The sequence below is a fragment of the Clostridium sp. KLE 1755 genome, from assembly GCF_000466465.2.
Taxonomy (GTDB): Bacteria; Bacillota; Clostridia; order Lachnospirales; family Lachnospiraceae; genus Eisenbergiella; species Eisenbergiella porci.
In genome coordinates, this window is the sequence record NZ_KE992716.1 from 1 (window position 1) to 16542 (window position 16542).

The following is a 16542-nucleotide window of genomic DNA, read 5'->3' on the forward strand; positions in this document are numbered from 1 at the left end:
TCAGACAGGCCGCTAGGGGCGGCAGAATTCCGGCCTCCGGAAGCAGTAAGAAACATCACCGTTTTTTCCTATGGACCGGAAACTCCCCCAAAGCCGCCCCCGGAGAAGAAATACAGCAGCAGCCCCACACAGGCGGACGCATTCCTTTGGCTATGTGGCAGGGGTGTGCTGGATTGGCAGATGTGATAAAAACAGAGGGAAGATGTGAAAGATTTTATAAAATTTATAAGAGTAATTGTGAGGCTGTGGGAAAAAATCCGCGGCCTTTATTTGTTTTGTACAGGGAAATCTAAATTTTTGACAAAAATATAAAAATAATTTCCATACAAAAGGGACGGGGAAAAAATTACAATAAAGTCCATCAGGTTACAATGCATTGTACAGATAAATGGAATTATGAAAAAGGTAACAGTCCGGTTTTCCGGACTGTTAATAAAGAAGGAAAGAGGAATGGTTATGAGAAGACATGTACTGCAGAAAATGTGCGCGTTGGCACTGGCCGGAACTATGGTTTTGAGCCTGGGAGCGTGCGGTTCGGCTGAAACAGGGGCGGCAGGGACACAGGCGGCCCAGAGTGAGGCTTCAGGGGAGAATGCCCCGGCAGATGCTTCTGCTTCCAGTGAGGGAACAAGCGAGCTTTACTGGTTTTCTGATGTATCCGGATGGGGACCTGCGACAGCAAACTGGTCCACCAAGGAATCACCGGCGACTGAATACATAGAAGAAAATTTCGGGCTTACCCTGAAAATAGAGCAGCCGCCTACGGATGCAACCACAAAGCTGGGCCTGATGATCGCCTCAGGAGAGCTTCCGGATATGATGTCCATTACGGATGCGGACATATATAAGCAGCTTGTGGCAGCGGACAAGGTATGGGATATGAAAACCTTCCTGGAAACCTATGATCCGGAATCCCATTTGCTCAAGGACTTCCCGGAGGATATCAAGCAGGCTCTGACAGATACCTACGGCGGCTGGTATTCTTATCCCAGCCATATGGAATCCAAGGATAACAGGAAGGTATTCCCTCCCGATGATCAGGTATGGATTGACGTAGTGGAAAAGGGCAGCAACAGCTGTATCATGTTCAATAAGGAAATCATGGATGCGCTGGGAATTACCCAGGAGGACGTACAGACGGAGGAAGGCTTCTACGCTGCCTGTGAAAAAGTGAAAAATTCCGGCTATCAGGTGGACGGACAGAGCGTCCTGCCGGTAGTGCTGCAGTGCAACCTCTGGATTAACTCCAGCCTGGACGGCATTGTTTCCTGGAACTTCGGTGCAGTGCCGGTGGATGAAAACGGCAATTACAGACATATGGAACTCAGCCCGGGATATAAAAACGGCCTGAAATTCCTGAATACCTTGGTACAGAAAAACTATCTGGATGTGAATACCCTTACAATTGATGAAACCGCCCTGAAGACCTATCTGGATGCAAAGAGAGTATTCTGCTGGATCGGTAACCAGGCACAGCAGGACAAAACAAATATGCCTTGGGTATCCTTCGGACCGATCCTTGCCTCCAACGGCGCCAGACCGGCCATGCCCGTTAACCAGTCCGCAGGCACCGGCTGGATTCAGACCCTTGTTTCCAAGGACTGCAAGAATCCTGAAAAAATTGCAAAATTGTTAAGCTGGGCTTCCAGCCAGGAAGGACTGCTCCTTAATTATTATGGTATTGAAGGAACGGACTATACGATTGACGAAAAAGGCATTGTAACAAAAACGGAAGAAGGTAAGAAGAAGCTGGCGGAAGAGTATGACAACAATGTACTGATGTGGCCGTTTGCCAACACCTCTTTTGAAAGGAATACGGAGCCTGTTCCGGATCCCACAAGCAACAGAGGCGTGGAAGTAGCGCTGATGCCTGCATTCGGCAATTACAAGGATACATACATTTATGATGATTCCCTGCTGGGCTTCAAAAACAGCACGGTTATCGAGCCTTCCAGCGACCTGGGTATCAAGCTTTCCCAGATCAAGACCTATCTGGAATCCCAGAAGGCAAAAATCGTAACGGCTGCTTCCGACGAGGCCTTTGAAAAGGAATACCAGAACATGCTCGACACCCTGGATCAGTATGAAATCACAGCGATTGACGAGGAATACAACAAAGTATACCAGGAGTACTGTGAGAAGAAGGGCAACAAAATCGAAGATATAAACGCCGGACTTTACAAATAATCCCCGGCGGCAGCATAAGGCTGGCCCGCAAAACGCGGCAGCCTTATGTTTGCCTGAGGAAGACGGAGGTTCTATATGAAAAGTAAAAAGAAAAAAACTACGGGATTCCGGCTGGGCTATGACAGGGCCACACAGCTTCAGCTGCATACGCTTATGCTCCCCGGAACCGTATTGATGCTGCTGTTTTCCATTGTGCCGCTTTTCGGCCTGCTGCTGGCTTTTAAAAACTACAGTGTCATAGAGGGCATTAAAGGCGTATTCACCAGCCCCTGGTATGGCTTCCAGAATTTTAAGGTGATATTCGGCAATTTTGACTTCAAACGCATGCTGGTGAATACGCTGGGCATTAACCTGATCGGAAACCTGGTGAATATTGTGATGGCGATTCTGTTCGCCCTGTTCATCAATGAAATAGCCCGCCCCAAATTCAAAAGCTTTGTCCAGACGGTGACCTATATGCCGCATTTTATTTCCTGGGTAGTATTCGGCGGTATTGTTATCACGCTGCTGAGCGGGGACGGCGGGCTTTTCAACCAGATTCTGCTGAAGCTGGGCGTGATTGAGCAGCCTATCGTTTTTATGGCGGATTCGAAATATTTCTGGGCGATTGCCATCCTTTCCAATTTGGTTAAGGAATTAGGGTGGAGCACTATTCTGTACACGGCGGCCATTTCCGGCGTGGATCAGGAGCTTTATGAAGCGGCCGATCTGGACGGGGCAAGCAGAGTGCAGAAAATGCGTTATGTGACTCTTCCCTGTATCAAGGGAACCATTGTGATCATGGTGATTTTTGCCGTGGCCGGTATCATGAACAATAACTTCGACCAGCTTTACGTGCTGCAGAATTCCTTTAACCTGGAAAAGAGTGAAGTGATTGACACCTATATTTATAAAGTCGGCCTGCAGCAGCTGCAGTTCGGTATGGCGGCGGCTGTAAATATTTTCAAATCCATCCTGGCAATTATCCTTTTGACCACCGCCAACTTTGTATCCAATAAACTGACGGACAACGGGCTGTTCTGATCGGAAAACGGAGGGTTCCTATGAATAAAATCAAGTCAAGGAAGGAGAAACGTTTTTCCGTTCTCCTTACCGCAGTGATGATACTTATTATGATAATCACGGTTTATCCGGTGTGGTATTCCCTGATAAATTCCTTAAACAGTGCGCAGGATATCGCCAAAAACGGCTATGCCATGCTGCTGCCCGGCGAGTTTTCCCTGGAAAGCTGGCAGTCGGTGCTGAAAAACCCTGAAATTTTCAGGGCCTTCGGGATTACCTTTACCAGAACCATTATCGTTACGGTGATACAGACGCTTTTTACCTCCATGTTTGCCTATGGTTTTTCCAGGGACAATCTGGTGGGGAAAAAATTCTATACCGTAATCGGTTTTGTCAGCATGTACTTAAACGGCGGCGTTATCGCGTATTTTATCCTGTTTAACGCCATGCATATTTACAATACCTACTGGGTATATATCCTTCCGGCGCTGTTCGGCGGGTTTTATAATGTAATCATTTTCAATACCAACTTCAAGTCGATTCCGGAATCCCTGTTCGAATCCGCCAAAATCGATGGCGCCAGCGAGTATACGATTTTCTTTAAACTGGTAATCCCGCTTTCCAAGCCGGTAATCAGTGCGCTGGGGATCTTCACGGCGGTTGCCACCTGGAACGATTACACCCAGACGCTGTACTATACGAAATCCGCAGAAATCCAGACGTTGTCCTACTACATGCTCTCCATCACAAAGGCCAGCGCTTCCGCTGCGCAGCTGGGTGAGACGATGAGCGCAGGGGCAGCCTCCGTGCTGACAACGGTATCCAACTCCGCGGCGAATTACAAGACCATCGAGCTGGCCTGCATGGTGCTTTCCGCACTGCCGCTGATCATTATGTATCCGTTCGCACAGAAGTTTTTTGAAAAAGGTGTTATGGTTGGGTCAGTGAAGGGCTGATTGCCATTTGCATGTACCTGTGGCAGAATAAAAAGAGCAGCTGCCTGAAATGTTGCCAGAATCGGGAGGAAAAGGGATATGGCGGAAATTATTGTGGAAAAGGAATGGACAAAGGAACCGGCGGGCCGGCGGATTTTCGGGAATTTTATTGAATCCGGGTTCGGCAGGCAGGTGAACGGGATGTGGAGCGAAATGCTTTACAACCGCGCCTTCCGGGATGTGCCGGCCATTAAAATCGCCACCTGGGAGTGGCTGGGGCTGGATAAGGAGCATTATAACAGCAATGCGCCCTTCTGGCACAGCGGCTATGAGGAAAATGACTGGGAGGTGATCGGCGCGCCGGAACGGGAGCATACCTGCGGAACCCATACCTATAAGGGAATGACATCGCTGCTTCTTAAGAATACGGATGGGAGCGAATGCGGGCTTTTGCAGAAGGGGCTCCATCTGCAGAAGGGGAAACGGTATCAGTTCCGGATTTTTGCAGGCGTCAGGGGAGATATGAGCGAGGCCGGGCTGAACGGCTTCGGGGATACCATCCACAGCGAAAAGGCGGAGCTTCTGACTGTGAAAATAGGAACGCAGGAGACCAGCTTTGCCCTGACCACGGTTCCCCGCCTGTTTACCTGGGAATGGGAGGAAGCCTGCGGGGGAAATGCACAAATCTGTCTGACCTTTTCCTTTCCGGGCACGCTGGTGCTTTCCTTTGCCTCGCTGATGCCTGCCGATAATCTGGGCGGCTGGCGCGCTGACGTGGTGGAAAAGCTGAAGGAGGCGGCCCCCAGCGTGGTGCGTTTTCCCGGAGGCTGTTTTGTCAGCTTCTACAACTGGGAAAGCTCCATCGGCGACCGGGACAGAAGGGAGCCGCAGCCCAGCTTTTACTGGGGCGGCCTGGAGGAAAACGATGTGGGGCTGGACGAATTCCTGCAGCTGTCCCAGCTGGTGGGCTTTGAACCGCAGCTTTGTTTTAATATGATGACCTCGGAGCCCTTCAAGGCCAGGCAGATGGTGGAATACCTGAATGCGCCGGAGAATGTGGGAATGGGGCGCCTTCGTATGCAAAACGGGCATAAGGAGCCTTACGGGGTCAGGCTGTTTGAAATGGACAATGAGCCGGGAAGAAAATGGACGGCCTGCCAGTATGCCGAAGAGTGTGTAAAATTCGCAAGGGAAATGCGGCTGGCGGATCCTGACATCGAGCTGATGATGGCAGCTTATACCTATTCCCCGGATCTTCTGCCGGATATGCTGGAGATTGCGGGAAAGGATATCCAGTATGTGATTTACAGGCAGGGCGATCCGGATTTTGTCCACAAAATCCTTCCCGTTATCAGGGAATATAACCGGAAAAACGGTACGGCCCTAAAGCTGGTCAACACGGAATGGCTGCCCTCCTGCCATAGCCCGGAGCCTTTTGAGAACCCTGCCATGCCGCAGGATTTCAGGTGGCATGGGGAAGTGACCAATGATTATGCCAATATTTTTGGCGTGCAGCAGATTAGCTGGAACTATGCCTTAAACGGCGCGCACAGGCTGTTGGATTACATCAGCTACGGCGGAGAGTTTGCGCTGGCTAATTTCAATAACATGTGCAATACCTGGGGGCAGAATATCATTGAGGCAACGAAAGAAACCTGTTATTTGTCCTGCATGGGCCAAATTTTTGCCATGTTTGCCCGTGTCTTTGAGCCCTGTACAGCGGCTTGTACAGAGACGGGAGCGGAAAATCTTTTTGCCCTGGCTGTGAAAACGGTAAGCGGTAAGGAGCAGCTCTATATCGTGAACCACTCCGGCGCGGCGGTGCAGACGGCCCTGCCGGAAGGACACTGGTTTTTGAAGGACGGGCTGCAGGGAGAAGGGCGTATGGCCCATGAGACGGAGGCTGAAAGCTGCATAAGGCGGTGCACGGCCGGGCCTGACGGGAATGCCATTGTGGTTCCGGGGCTGAGCTTTCTGTGTCTGGAGCGTGGGTGAGATGTTGGCCGTTGCCTGAAAGCGTATAATAGATGAGAACAGAAGAACCGGCAAATACACAATTATGGTGTGTTTGCCGGTTTTTTTGTGTGTATTCAGTATAAAATGTTTTACAGAAACCTTACAGGGAAAGTTATAAGCATGACCTGAATGTAATTGATTGTATTCACTGGAATAGGAAAACAGGTGAAAGATTTGATGGCAGAAACTGGTCTGGCATGCTAGAATATTTACAGGAATACGTGAAAAAGTAATTTTGGAGAAGCAGTTTGAAATGGGAGGCAGTAAGAATGAAAAAAGCATTACCTGTTGGGATAGAGGATTTTAAGAAGATTATAGATAAAAAATATTATTATATTGATAAAACATTATTTATTAAGGAACTGTTGGATAATGGCAGTGGGGTAAGTTTGTTTACCAGACCCCGGAGATTTGGAAAAACATTGGCCCTAAGTATGCTGCGGTATTTTTTTGAAAAAGAACTGACAAAGGAAGGAGAAAATATTGACAACTCCTATCTGTTTGAAGGCCTGAAAATTATGGATGCCGGTGTGGAATACACCGACCATATGGGGCAGTATCCGGTGATCAGCCTGTCACTGAAATCGGCGAAGCAGCCTACGTTTGAAATGGCCTATGCCAGTATTATCGATGAACTTGCCATGGAATTTGACAGACACAAAAGCGTGCTTGGAAGTAATGAACTCAGCGAAGAGGAAAAAAAGCAGTTTCAGAGATTCATAAGGAAACAGGCTTCTGACGCGGAGTGCTTTAAGGCTGTGAAGTTCCTTTCCAGATGCCTGCAGAAGGTATATCAGAAAAATGTAATTATTTTGTTGGACGAATATGACGTACCCCTGGAAAATGCCTGGTTCAGAGGTTTTTATGGAAAAATGACAGATTTTATCAGATCACTGTTTGAATCTGCTCTTAAGACCAATTCCAGTTTGGAATTTGCTGTTATTACCGGTTGCCTGAGAATTAGCAAAGAAAGCATTTTCACTGGTCTGAATAATCTGGAAATAATCTCAGTCTTAAGCGGGAGATATTCCGAGCATTTTGGTTTTACAGTTCCGGAAGTGGAAAAAATGCTCCAATTTTATAATATCGAGGAAAAAAAGGAAGAAGTGAAGCGATGGTACGATGGTTATCTTTTCGGCAATACTGAAGTATATAATCCGTGGAGCATGATTAATTATGTGAAAGAGGCTGAGAATGACATTAACGCACTGCCCCGGCCATATTGGGCGAATACTTCATCAAATGATATCATTCGTGATATGATAGAGAAAGCGGATGCCGGTGTCAAGCAGGAACTGGAAGCGCTGATTGCCGGAGAATACATTGAAAAACCCGTGCATGAGGATATCACCTATGAAGAAATACACAGTTCACAGGATAATCTGTGGAATTTCCTGTTCTTTACAGGCTATCTGAAAAAGGTCGGAGAACATATGCAGGCGGATACCATTTATATCGTATTGGCGATTCCCAACGCGGAGATAAAATATATTTACCGGAATACGATTATGGATTGGTTCAACCGTCAAATCCGGCAAAAGGATTTTTCGGCTTTATATAAAGCCCTGCTGAAAAAAGACACCTCTTTATTGGAAAAGGAGCTTTCCAGGAATCTGATGGAAACAGTCAGCTTCTTTGACTATAAGGAAGATTATTATCACGGCTTTACGGCAGGACTTCTGAAAATGATGGATGGCTATCTCATACAGTCAAACCGGGAAAGCGGGCTGGGGAGAAGTGATATCATCATCCGTTCGGCACCTTATGAAGGGTTGGCGGTTATCATAGAAACAAAGGTGGCGGATACGTATGCACAGCTGGAACAAAAGGCCGCCGAAGCGCTTGCCCAGATTGAAGAAAAACAGTATGATGCCGAGCTGCGGCTGGAGGGCTACCATACCTTTATAAAATTCGGAATCGCTTTTTTTAAGAAACTATGTAAGGCGGTGTCAGATTAATACAAAATAATTCCAATGGATAAAAACCAGCTCCGCGGGACAGTAAAGCCTGCCGGAGCTGGTTTTTTATCTTGCACAATTAAATGAGCTTCACTCAGTCAATCAAATACCCCGCTGCGAGCAGGGTATTTGACCCTCGCGGCAGTCGCCAAATAGCCATGCAAGCATGGCTGCCTGACTCGTTGCTCGCGGGAATAAAAATATCAATTGATATCAGTCAATGCAGATCAGCTCATACTCCCTGGTTCCCACACCAATTTCCGCCGCCGCTTCCACCGTATGCACACCGTTGCGGGATTCGATTCTTTCAATTAAATCTTTTTTGCCGGGATCCTCGGAACTATAAACAAGATCCAGACACGCCTGATCCAGGGCTACCGGGTCGAGAGAGGAAAGGATACCGATATCCGCCATTTTCGGATCCTCTGCCACGGCGCAGCAGTCACAGTCAACGGACATATTGCACATAACGTTGAGAAAGGCAATATGGTTCTTTCGATACGCCACGATTGACTTGGCAGCATCGGCCATGGCTTCCAGGAAGGAATCATGATCTGCGGTCCACATGGCCTCCGGATGGCCTGCGCCGTGGATATGTGCTTTGCCGTGAGAAGAGGCGATTCCGATGGAAATATTCTTCAGGGCGCCGCCGAAGCCGCCCATGGGGTGCCCTTTAAAATGGGAAAGCACCAGGATGGAATCATAATTTTGAAGATTCTTTCCCACATAATTGACGGAAATCTGTTTCCCGCCCTCCACAGGCAGCTCCAGTTCCCCGTCCTCATCCATGATATCCACCCGGAAATGCTCCGTCCAGCCATGTGCCTTCATGGTTTCCCAATGCTCCTTTGTGGTATTCCGCTTTCCTTCATAGGCTGTATTGCATTCCACAACGGTGCCGTTTACGGCTTCTATTACCTTCTTCATAAAATCCGGACGGATAAAATTCTGGTTCCCCATCTCTCCGGAATGTACTTTGACTGCCGTTTCCCCGGAAAGCCCGCTTCCCAGAACCCGGTACATGCGCTCCATTGCTTCGGGGGTAAGTTCTTTTGTAAAATAAACCTTTGCTTTTTCCATGCTGCATCCTTCTTTCTTTGTGTAAATTTTATCAGGCTGATAAAAAGCATACCCCATTGAGTCAACTCTAAGTCAAGATTTTTATGCTGAAACAGTAATAAAAAGTATGCTAGGAAGATATTTACATGAAATCTCCGAAACTGCTTACCATAGTATTAGGATTTGATTCGCTCAGAAAGGCCCTGAAGCAGAATGATTAATGAAAATAAGCGAAGGAATAGCAGTAAAAATAAAAGAAACGGCAGTAAAAAAATAATGCACACCACAATCCCCGCCCTGAAAATAGCAACGGGAAGCTGCATTTCCATGTATATCGCCCGGCAGCTGCAGCTGGATTTCGCAGCCTCGGCAGGGACGATTACCCTGCTGACCCTTTTGACTACCCGGTGGGAGACACTCAAGCTCTCCTGTTACCGGCTCCTGTCATTTGTTCTGTCCGTGTTTCTCTGCCGGCTTTTGTTCCGGCATATGCCCGGGGACTGGCTGGCCTATGGTATGTACGTATTTCTTATTTCCGTTATTTTTACCCTGATGGACTGGCGGGCGGTGATTTCCGTCAATGCGGTCATAGGCACCCATTTTTTGGAAACGGGGGACTTCAGCCCGGCTTTTATCAGGAATGAACTTGCGCTGGTGATAATCGGTATTTTTTTCGCAATACTGCTGAACCTGTTCCAGAACAATGCCGGACGCAGAAAAAAGCTGCTGGCGCATGTGCGGCTGACGGAGGGTGAATTAAAGAAGATATTGGAGGAGCTGGCGGCGTACCTGTCGGGAAGCGGACGGCAGGACAGGGCCTGGGAGGATTTGGAGCTTCTGGAAAGCAGGCTGGAGGGATTCCGGGAACAGGCGTATGAATACCGTTATAATATCCTCCGGCCCCATGCCGGCTATTATCTGCGCTATTTTGAGATGCGGACAAAACAGTGCCTTGTGCTCTGTAACCTGCACGGAGAGCTTATCAAGCTGAGCTCACTGCCGGGACAGGCTGCAGAGGTGGCCTCTTTTATGGAATACTGCGCCTCATATATCCATGAACCTAACGATCCCAAGGCCCAGCTTGCCCGCCTCCATGGGGTGATGGAACAGATGAAGGCGGAGCCGCTTCCCGGGACGAGGGAGGAATTTGAAAACAGGGCGGCCCTATACCATGTTCTTATGGATTTGGAGGACTTTCTTCTGTATAAAAGAACGTTTGTGGAAACAATGGATGAACGGCTGCGCAGTATTTACTGGGAACAGCGCTCTGCAAGGTAACGGCCGCGGCCGTTCGGCTATCGGAGCCATTGCCAACGGCCGCGTCAGCTCAGCCATCAGAGCTGCTGCTAACGGACAGCCGCCTGAACTGCAGAGGGGTAATGCCCTTCATCCGCTTAAAGGTCCGGCAGTAATAACTGGTATCATGGAAGCCGCAGGCATAGGCGATTTCCGTAATGGTCTGCCTGGTATCGGAAAGCAGCGGCAGGCTTTTTTCAATTCGGCAGGTAAGTATGTACCCGAAGGGGGAAATGGATAAATGACGGCGGAACAGTCGGCTGCAGGTGCTTTCGCTGACATGAAAGGAGGAGGCCAGCTCCTTCAGGGTTATCGGCTCCTGTAAATGCAGCTCAACGTAATGCAGCATATCCTTCAGCAGCTCTTCCTCACGTCCCGCATTCTGTGCCGGGGCGAATGCGGCGGGCAGATGGGATGCAAACGCGGTAAAAAGGCTGCCAATATGACTTTGAATCTTCAACTCATAGCCGAAGTCCTTTTGCAGGGATGCTTCATACATAGAAAGCATGGTGCGGATACACTCCGCCTCCCAGGCCTCTTCCCTGTGAAAAATATAGCTGGAAAAGCTTTTGTTATTCATCAGGGGATACAGGTATTTTTCCATAATCAGGCTGTCCGTGGAGGATTGGATAAGCTCCGGGGCAAACACAAAATTATACATGACACAACGGCCGTCTGCTGCAGAAGAGGCGCTGTGCAGTATATCAGAATTAATGAAAATACCATCCCCCTCCCGCAGGATATGGGACTCCGAAGCAGTCATTAAGGAAACCTGCCCGGAAACCACCGCGGACAGTTCAAACTCCCGGTGCCAGTGCCAGGGAATGCTGCCTGCATAATATAACGACATATCATCCAGATAGGCCTGGAAGGGGAAGGCTTTGGATCCGTGCTTTGTCAACTCCTGTAAATCGGAGCCGACTTCTATATGGGCCAGCTGCATGAAAACACCTCCATTTTATTACCGCTGCAGAAGATTACAGGATATATTTATGTGCCCGGGCATATGGAAAAACAGGAATTGCCCCGCTGCAAAGGGAAAATACATAAAATGACCGGATAATTCAATAAATATCATAAATAATGACAAAAAATCACTATTTTTATTCGGAATGTGACTTTATAATACTAAATTGTCAGGCCTGATGCAAGCAAAGAAAAATGCTGTTGAAAAAGCTTTGCCGGGGAAAAGCACCACATGCAATTTCCAGCCCGCAAAACCCTCCGCAGACAAAACTGCACAGCAATTTGCCCTGTCCCTGACATGCAAAAACCCGGCTCCCATAAGCCCGGGAATCACAACAGAAAAGACTGTTTTTGAGGAGACGAAAATATTATGGAAACCAATGTTACCACCCGCGGCGGCTCCGTGCTGAAAAGCTACCGCCACACCCTGTATGCAAGCTATCTGGGCTATATCACCCAGGCCATTGTCAACAACTTTGTACCGCTGCTTTTTACCACCTTTATCGCATCCTACGGGATTTCCCTGGAAAAAATAACACTGCTGGTCACCATCAATTTCGGCATTCAGCTGGTGGTAGACTTCCTGTCCGCGCGTTTTGTGGACAAAATAGGTTATAAGGTATCCATCGTAGCCGCCCATGTGCTGGCGGCTGCGGGCCTGGCGGGCTTAGGGGTCCTGCCGGATCTGCTGCCGGACCCTTACGTGGGCATGCTGATATCCATTTTCTTCTACGCCATCGGCGGCGGCCTGATAGAGGTGCTGATCAGCCCTATCGTGGAGGCCTGCCCCTTTGACCAGAAATCGGCGGCCATGAGCCTGCTGCATTCCTTCTACTGCTGGGGCCATGTGGCGGTCATCCTGATTTCCACGCTGTTTTTTGCGCTGGCCGGGATACATAACTGGAGAATCCTGAGCTTTATCTGGGCGTTGGTGCCGCTGCTGAATGCGGTATATTTCTGCCTTGTGCCGGTGCGTTCCCTGAATGAGGACGGACAGGGAATGTCCGTAAAGGAGCTGCTTTCCGGCAAGCTGTTCTGGATTTTTGCCATCACCATGGTGTGTGCAGGGGCGTCGGAGCAGGCCATGAGCCAGTGGGCCTCCGCCTTTGCGGAAACCGGCCTGAAGGTATCCAAAACCATAGGGGATTTGGCGGGCCCGTGCATGTTCGCCATCCTGATGGGAACCTCCCGCGCCTTTTATGCGAAATTCAGTGAGAAAATCAATCTCATCGCCTTCATGACGGCAAGCAGCCTGCTGTGCGTGGCCAGTTACCTTTTGGCTTCCCTGTCCCCCATTCCGCTGCTTTCCCTGGCAGGCTGCGGGCTCTGCGGCCTTTCGGTAGGCATCATGTGGCCGGGCACCTTCAGCCTGGCAGCGGAAAAATGTCCCAGAGGCGGCACCGCCATGTTCGCCTTTTTTGCCCTGGCCGGCGATCTGGGCTGTTCCTCCGGGCCGACTCTGGTGGGAATGGTTTCCGATGCCTTTGACGGCAGGCTCACGGCGGGCCTGTTTGCGGCCATCGTATTTCCCATTGTGCTGCTGCTGGGCCTGCAGCTGTGCAGAAGGGTCACTGAAAAAAGAAAAGAAGCCGTATAGAATTCATCGGCGCTGCCCACACTATGCATAACAGGAACATAGCAGAACTGCCCGAAGCTGGCGGATAAGAGGTGTGCGGCATGGATTCTATCTGGAGAAAAATAACTCATAACCCGGAAAGGCTGGCGCTTTCCGGTCATATTCAAACGGAAGCGGCGGTGATAGGCGGCGGGATGGCAGGCATCCTGACCGCCTTTTTCCTGCAGGAAGCAGGGGTGAAAACAATCGTGCTGGAGGCAGGGCATGTGGGCGAGGGGCAGACAGGAAGCACCACCGCCAAAATCACGGCACAGCACGGTCTGATTTATGACGGCCTGATCCACAGCCAGGGAAAGGAAAAGGCGGCGCTTTATGCCCGGGCAAACAGCAGGGCGGTAGAGGATTACCGCAGCCTGGTGCAAAGCCGGAACATCCAATGCCGGTGGCTGGACTGCCCGGCGTACCTGTATACCCGCTGTAAACGGGATGTTGTGGAAAATGAGGTGCGCGCCTGTGACGAACTGGGGCTTCCGGTTACCTTTGTGACGGATACCCAGCTGCCGTTTCCGGTGGCGGGCGCGGCAAAAATGGAAGGGCAGGCCTGCTTTTCCCCGCTGGAATTTCTTTTTAACATCGCAGGCGAACTGACGGTTTATGAAAACACGGAGGTGAAGCGTGTGGAAGGGAAAGTGATTACCACAGCAGGCGGCGATGTGACGGCGGAACATATTGTTTTTGCCGGACATTTCCCTTTTATTAACCGGCCCGGCTATTATTTTGCCAGGATGCATCAGGACAGAAGCTACTGCCTTGCTCTGTCCGGCGCAGGTCATATGGAAGGCATGTATTACGGCATGGACGAGGGAGATTACTCCTTCCGCGGCCTTCGCCTGGAGGATAAGGAGCTGGTGATCCTCGGCGGCTGCAATCACCGTACGGGGGCGAATGAGGGAGGCAGATACGAACGCCTGCGAAACAGCGCCCGCAGCTACTGGCCGGACTGCAAAGAGGAGGCGGCCTGGTCGGCCCAGGACTGCATGACACTGGACGCGGTCCCCTATATTGGCCGTTTCTCCCCGGCAGCGCCCGGCTGGTACGTGGCCACGGGCTTCGGCAAATGGGGCATGAGCCATTCCATGGTGGCGGCGCGGCTGCTGACCGATCTGATTACCGGAAAGGAAAATCCCGCAAAGGAGGTGTTCACGCCCTCCAGGTTTGGCTGGGATGCGGCGGAAAGCCTGGCGAAGCAGGCAGGCTGTACCATAAAGGGCTATGTGGGGAAACGTAATGCGACGGGCGGCGAGCATCTGGAGGATCTCAGGCCGGGCGAGGGTCATCTGGTGGAATACGGCAATGGAAAAATCGGCGCATACCGGGATGAATCGGGCACACTGCACCTGGTGTCCGCCCGCTGCCCCCACCTGGGCTGCGAGCTGACCTGGAACCCGGACGAAAAAAGCTGGGACTGCCCCTGCCACGGCTCCCGGTTTGATTATGAAGGCAAGGTGCTGGACGGCCCCGCCCAGGAGAATATCGGCCTGCGGTGGGAATAAAGTGCATAATGAAGGAAAACGCCTGTTCCGTTGATTCGGAAGGGCGTTTTTTATTTCCACGGGCAACGGGCCAGGCAGACATGCCATGAGTATTTGATTTCTTTAACAGCCAGCTATGAAATCAGTATACGGTTATGTAAATCTTTATGAAAGTAAAAACAGAATGAAGCCCTGCCATTGCTATGCGGCCGTTCCCATGGCAGACTGGTGGAAAAGGGAAAGGAGAACACAGATGGGAAAACCGTGGAAAAGTAAAAATAAACCGCTGTTCGTAAGTACGGACGGCAGCAGGCTGAAAATACCGGAGCTGGCGGGAAGGGAGGAGGAGCTGGGAGATCTGAAGGGATGCCGGATCCCTTCCCTGATTAGCGCCCGGGCACCGGAGGGAGAGGTGATCATCGCCGCCGCGGATGTGGGAAACGAAGGGGCGGACTGGGGCTGGCTTGGCTTCGGAGTGAGAAGAAGCCTGGATGGGGGAAAGAGCTTTGGAAAGCTTCAGCGGGTAATCACGCTGCAGGCCCATCATGCGCCGCAGGATTTTTATGACTGGCATTCGCCTTTTGTCATCGATCCCTGCATGGTGCAGGCGGAGGACGGGACAGTAATAGCGGTTATGGATATGTTCCCCGAAAGCATGGGCTTCTGGAAAAGGGAGTGGCTGGAGGAAAATGCCTTTATAGAAATCGATGGGAAAAGCCGCCTCATGCTCTTTGACGGCGATACCCGCGTGGGTGACCGGCCGGAGGCACAGAAGGGGAACTGCTATACCGTCAGGGAGCAGGGCTGGGTTTATGATCCCGAGGGCCGCAGGACCCGATATTACATGCCGCAGAAGCATTCTGCGTCCCACGGCTTCCAGACGCTGGGGGATTTATATTATGCGGTGGGAGAAGCGGATTATCTGGACAGGGAGCCTCCGCTGATCCCGGAAAAACCGGGAGAGGGAGAGGGAGAGGATATTTACGTGGGTAATGTGTATTTAAGTTGGAATAAGCCCTCATTTCCCCGGGAAACGCCGGAATTTGTCAGGAAACGCATGGCCGGCCCGGGGGAGCAGGTACCCTCCGGCTACAGGGTGCTGGAAACGGATCCCGCCCCCCTTGTTGCGGCCGCTGCCATGCATTTGTGGATGACAATCAGCCGGGACGGCGGAGAGCACTGGGAGCAGCCCGTGGATCTGACGCCCATGGTAAAGAGGGATGGGGAGGGTGTTTTCCTGGGGACAGGCCCCGGGGCGGGGCTCAGGCTTTCCAGGCAAAAGGATCCCCGGAAAAACAATAGAATCCTGATTTCGGTGTACCAAAGCTGCAAAAGCGAAAACAGCGCTTCCGTAATATACAGCGATGACAACGGAATTACCTGGCGCCGCAGTGAGGAAAATATGTACAACTGCGATGAAGTGCAGGCAGCAGAGCTTTCCGATGGAACAATACTGAGCTTCGGCAGGCCCCGCCATCCGGGGTATACCCCGGTTTCCTACAGCCGGGACGGCGGTGAACACTGGGTGGAAGGAAAGGCAACGCAGCTTTTCGTGCAGTCCTGTCAGAAATCCCTGATTGCCCTTCCCGTGGATGAAGGAACGGAAGAAAATTTTCCGTGGAGGTATCCGGAGGGAATGCAGAAGGGCAGACAGTATGTGCTCTGTTCCTACCCCTCGGGAGAAAACAACAGAGAGGATATCAGAAGAACGGACGGAACCATATCGCTGGGAGAAGTGGGGGAGGACTGTCAAATCACCTGGAAAGCCCATAAAAAAATAAAACTGGAGGGAACCTGGAAAACAGCGGAGGATCCCATTTTCACCAATATTTTTTCCTATTCCTGCATGTGCGTTCAGGAAAACGGCAGCATCGGCCTGCTGTATGAAGCGCTGCCCAACAATTGCCTGTGCTATACACAGTTTAATCTGGACTGGCTGCTGGAAAAATGAGGACAAATCTGCCGGATTGTTTTATAATGGTTTTTAAAAACAGATCATTATTTACATTGCAGGA

At 50.5% G+C, this 16542-nt stretch carries 12 protein-coding genes; 10 read left to right on the top strand and 2 right to left on the bottom strand.

Annotated features, from left to right (window positions below):
- The 6 genes from HMPREF1548_RS30235 to HMPREF1548_RS14355 all read left to right on the top strand — a co-directional run.
- A partial coding sequence (locus HMPREF1548_RS30235; RefSeq protein ID WP_207644062.1) for a hypothetical protein occupies positions 1–186 on the top strand: 186 nt, incomplete at its 5' end.
- Between the two features lie 270 nt (positions 187–456).
- Complete coding sequence (locus HMPREF1548_RS14335; protein ID WP_162162451.1) at positions 457–2187, top strand: extracellular solute-binding protein; 1731 nt, start codon at positions 457–459, stop codon at positions 2185–2187.
- A 75-nt stretch (positions 2188–2262) separates the two neighbouring features.
- Complete coding sequence (locus tag HMPREF1548_RS14340) at positions 2263–3210, top strand: ABC transporter permease (RefSeq protein WP_021636959.1); 948 nt, start codon at positions 2263–2265, stop codon at positions 3208–3210.
- A 20-nt stretch (positions 3211–3230) separates the two neighbouring features.
- Entirely contained in the window at positions 3231–4145 is a 915-nt protein-coding gene (locus tag HMPREF1548_RS14345) for a carbohydrate ABC transporter permease (RefSeq protein WP_021636960.1), read from the top strand.
- Between the two features lie 78 nt (positions 4146–4223).
- Complete coding sequence (locus HMPREF1548_RS14350) at positions 4224–6119, top strand: alpha-L-arabinofuranosidase family protein (protein ID WP_021636961.1); 1896 nt, start codon at positions 4224–4226, stop codon at positions 6117–6119.
- 290 nt (positions 6120–6409) lie between these two features.
- A complete protein-coding gene (locus HMPREF1548_RS14355; protein WP_021636962.1) occupies positions 6410–8098 on the top strand; it encodes an AAA family ATPase in 1689 nt (562 codons plus the stop codon).
- A gap of 213 nt (positions 8099–8311) precedes the next feature.
- Here HMPREF1548_RS14355 and HMPREF1548_RS14360 read toward each other — a convergent pair whose 3' ends face one another.
- Positions 8312–9178: a DUF362 domain-containing protein gene (locus HMPREF1548_RS14360; protein WP_025488967.1), complete on the bottom strand. Its 867-nt coding sequence runs from the start codon at positions 9176–9178 to the stop codon at positions 8312–8314.
- Positions 9179–9433: 255 nt separating this feature from the next.
- Here HMPREF1548_RS14360 and HMPREF1548_RS14365 point away from each other — a divergent pair, with 255 nt between their 5' ends.
- Positions 9434–10435 carry an aromatic acid exporter family protein gene (locus tag HMPREF1548_RS14365; protein WP_035322233.1) on the top strand — a complete coding sequence of 334 codons (1002 nt, stop codon included), beginning with the start codon at positions 9434–9436 and terminating at the stop codon, positions 10433–10435.
- 49 nt (positions 10436–10484) lie between these two features.
- On the opposite strand, the gene HMPREF1548_RS14370 is transcribed toward HMPREF1548_RS14365, so the two are convergent.
- Positions 10485–11396, bottom strand: coding sequence for a helix-turn-helix transcriptional regulator (locus HMPREF1548_RS14370; RefSeq protein WP_021636965.1), 912 nt, complete (start codon positions 11394–11396; stop codon positions 10485–10487).
- Between the two features lie 393 nt (positions 11397–11789).
- Here HMPREF1548_RS14370 and HMPREF1548_RS14375 point away from each other — a divergent pair, with 393 nt between their 5' ends.
- The 3 genes from HMPREF1548_RS14375 to HMPREF1548_RS14385 all read left to right on the top strand — a co-directional run bounded on the left by HMPREF1548_RS14375 (position 11790) and on the right by HMPREF1548_RS14385 (position 16478).
- Positions 11790–13016: an MFS transporter gene (locus HMPREF1548_RS14375; protein WP_035322227.1), complete on the top strand. Its 1227-nt coding sequence runs from the start codon at positions 11790–11792 to the stop codon at positions 13014–13016.
- An 80-nt stretch (positions 13017–13096) separates the two neighbouring features.
- The gene (locus tag HMPREF1548_RS14380; protein WP_021636969.1) at positions 13097–14548 is read left to right on the top strand and encodes an FAD-dependent oxidoreductase; all 1452 of its coding nucleotides are present in this window, start codon (positions 13097–13099) and stop codon (positions 14546–14548) included.
- Positions 14549–14663: 115 nt separating this feature from the next.
- A complete protein-coding gene (locus HMPREF1548_RS14385) occupies positions 14664–16478 on the top strand; it encodes an exo-alpha-sialidase (protein ID WP_021636970.1) in 1815 nt (604 codons plus the stop codon).
- Positions 16479–16542 lie beyond the last annotated feature (64 nt).

Bases quoted from the DNA above. Each gene is read 5' to 3' on its own strand.
- HMPREF1548_RS14345 (WP_021636960.1), top strand. From the start codon at position 3,231: ATGAATAAAATCAAGTCAAGGAAGGAGAAACGTTTTTCCGTTCTCCTT.
- HMPREF1548_RS14355 (WP_021636962.1), top strand. From the start codon at position 6,410: ATGAAAAAAGCATTACCTGTTGGGATAGAGGATTTTAAGAAGATTATA.
- HMPREF1548_RS14375 (WP_035322227.1), top strand. From the start codon at position 11,790: ATGGAAACCAATGTTACCACCCGCGGCGGCTCCGTGCTGAAAAGCTAC.
- HMPREF1548_RS14370 (WP_021636965.1), bottom strand. From the start codon at position 11,396: ATGCAGCTGGCCCATATAGAAGTCGGCTCCGATTTACAGGAGTTGACA.
- HMPREF1548_RS14335 (WP_162162451.1), top strand. From the start codon at position 457: ATGAGAAGACATGTACTGCAGAAAATGTGCGCGTTGGCACTGGCCGGA.
- HMPREF1548_RS14385 (WP_021636970.1), top strand. From the start codon at position 14,664: ATGAAATCAGTATACGGTTATGTAAATCTTTATGAAAGTAAAAACAGA.
- HMPREF1548_RS14360 (WP_025488967.1), bottom strand. From the start codon at position 9,178: ATGGAAAAAGCAAAGGTTTATTTTACAAAAGAACTTACCCCCGAAGCA.
- HMPREF1548_RS14380 (WP_021636969.1), top strand. From the start codon at position 13,097: ATGGATTCTATCTGGAGAAAAATAACTCATAACCCGGAAAGGCTGGCG.
- HMPREF1548_RS14350 (WP_021636961.1), top strand. From the start codon at position 4,224: ATGGCGGAAATTATTGTGGAAAAGGAATGGACAAAGGAACCGGCGGGC.
- HMPREF1548_RS14365 (WP_035322233.1), top strand. From the start codon at position 9,434: ATGCACACCACAATCCCCGCCCTGAAAATAGCAACGGGAAGCTGCATT.
- HMPREF1548_RS14340 (WP_021636959.1), top strand. From the start codon at position 2,263: ATGAAAAGTAAAAAGAAAAAAACTACGGGATTCCGGCTGGGCTATGAC.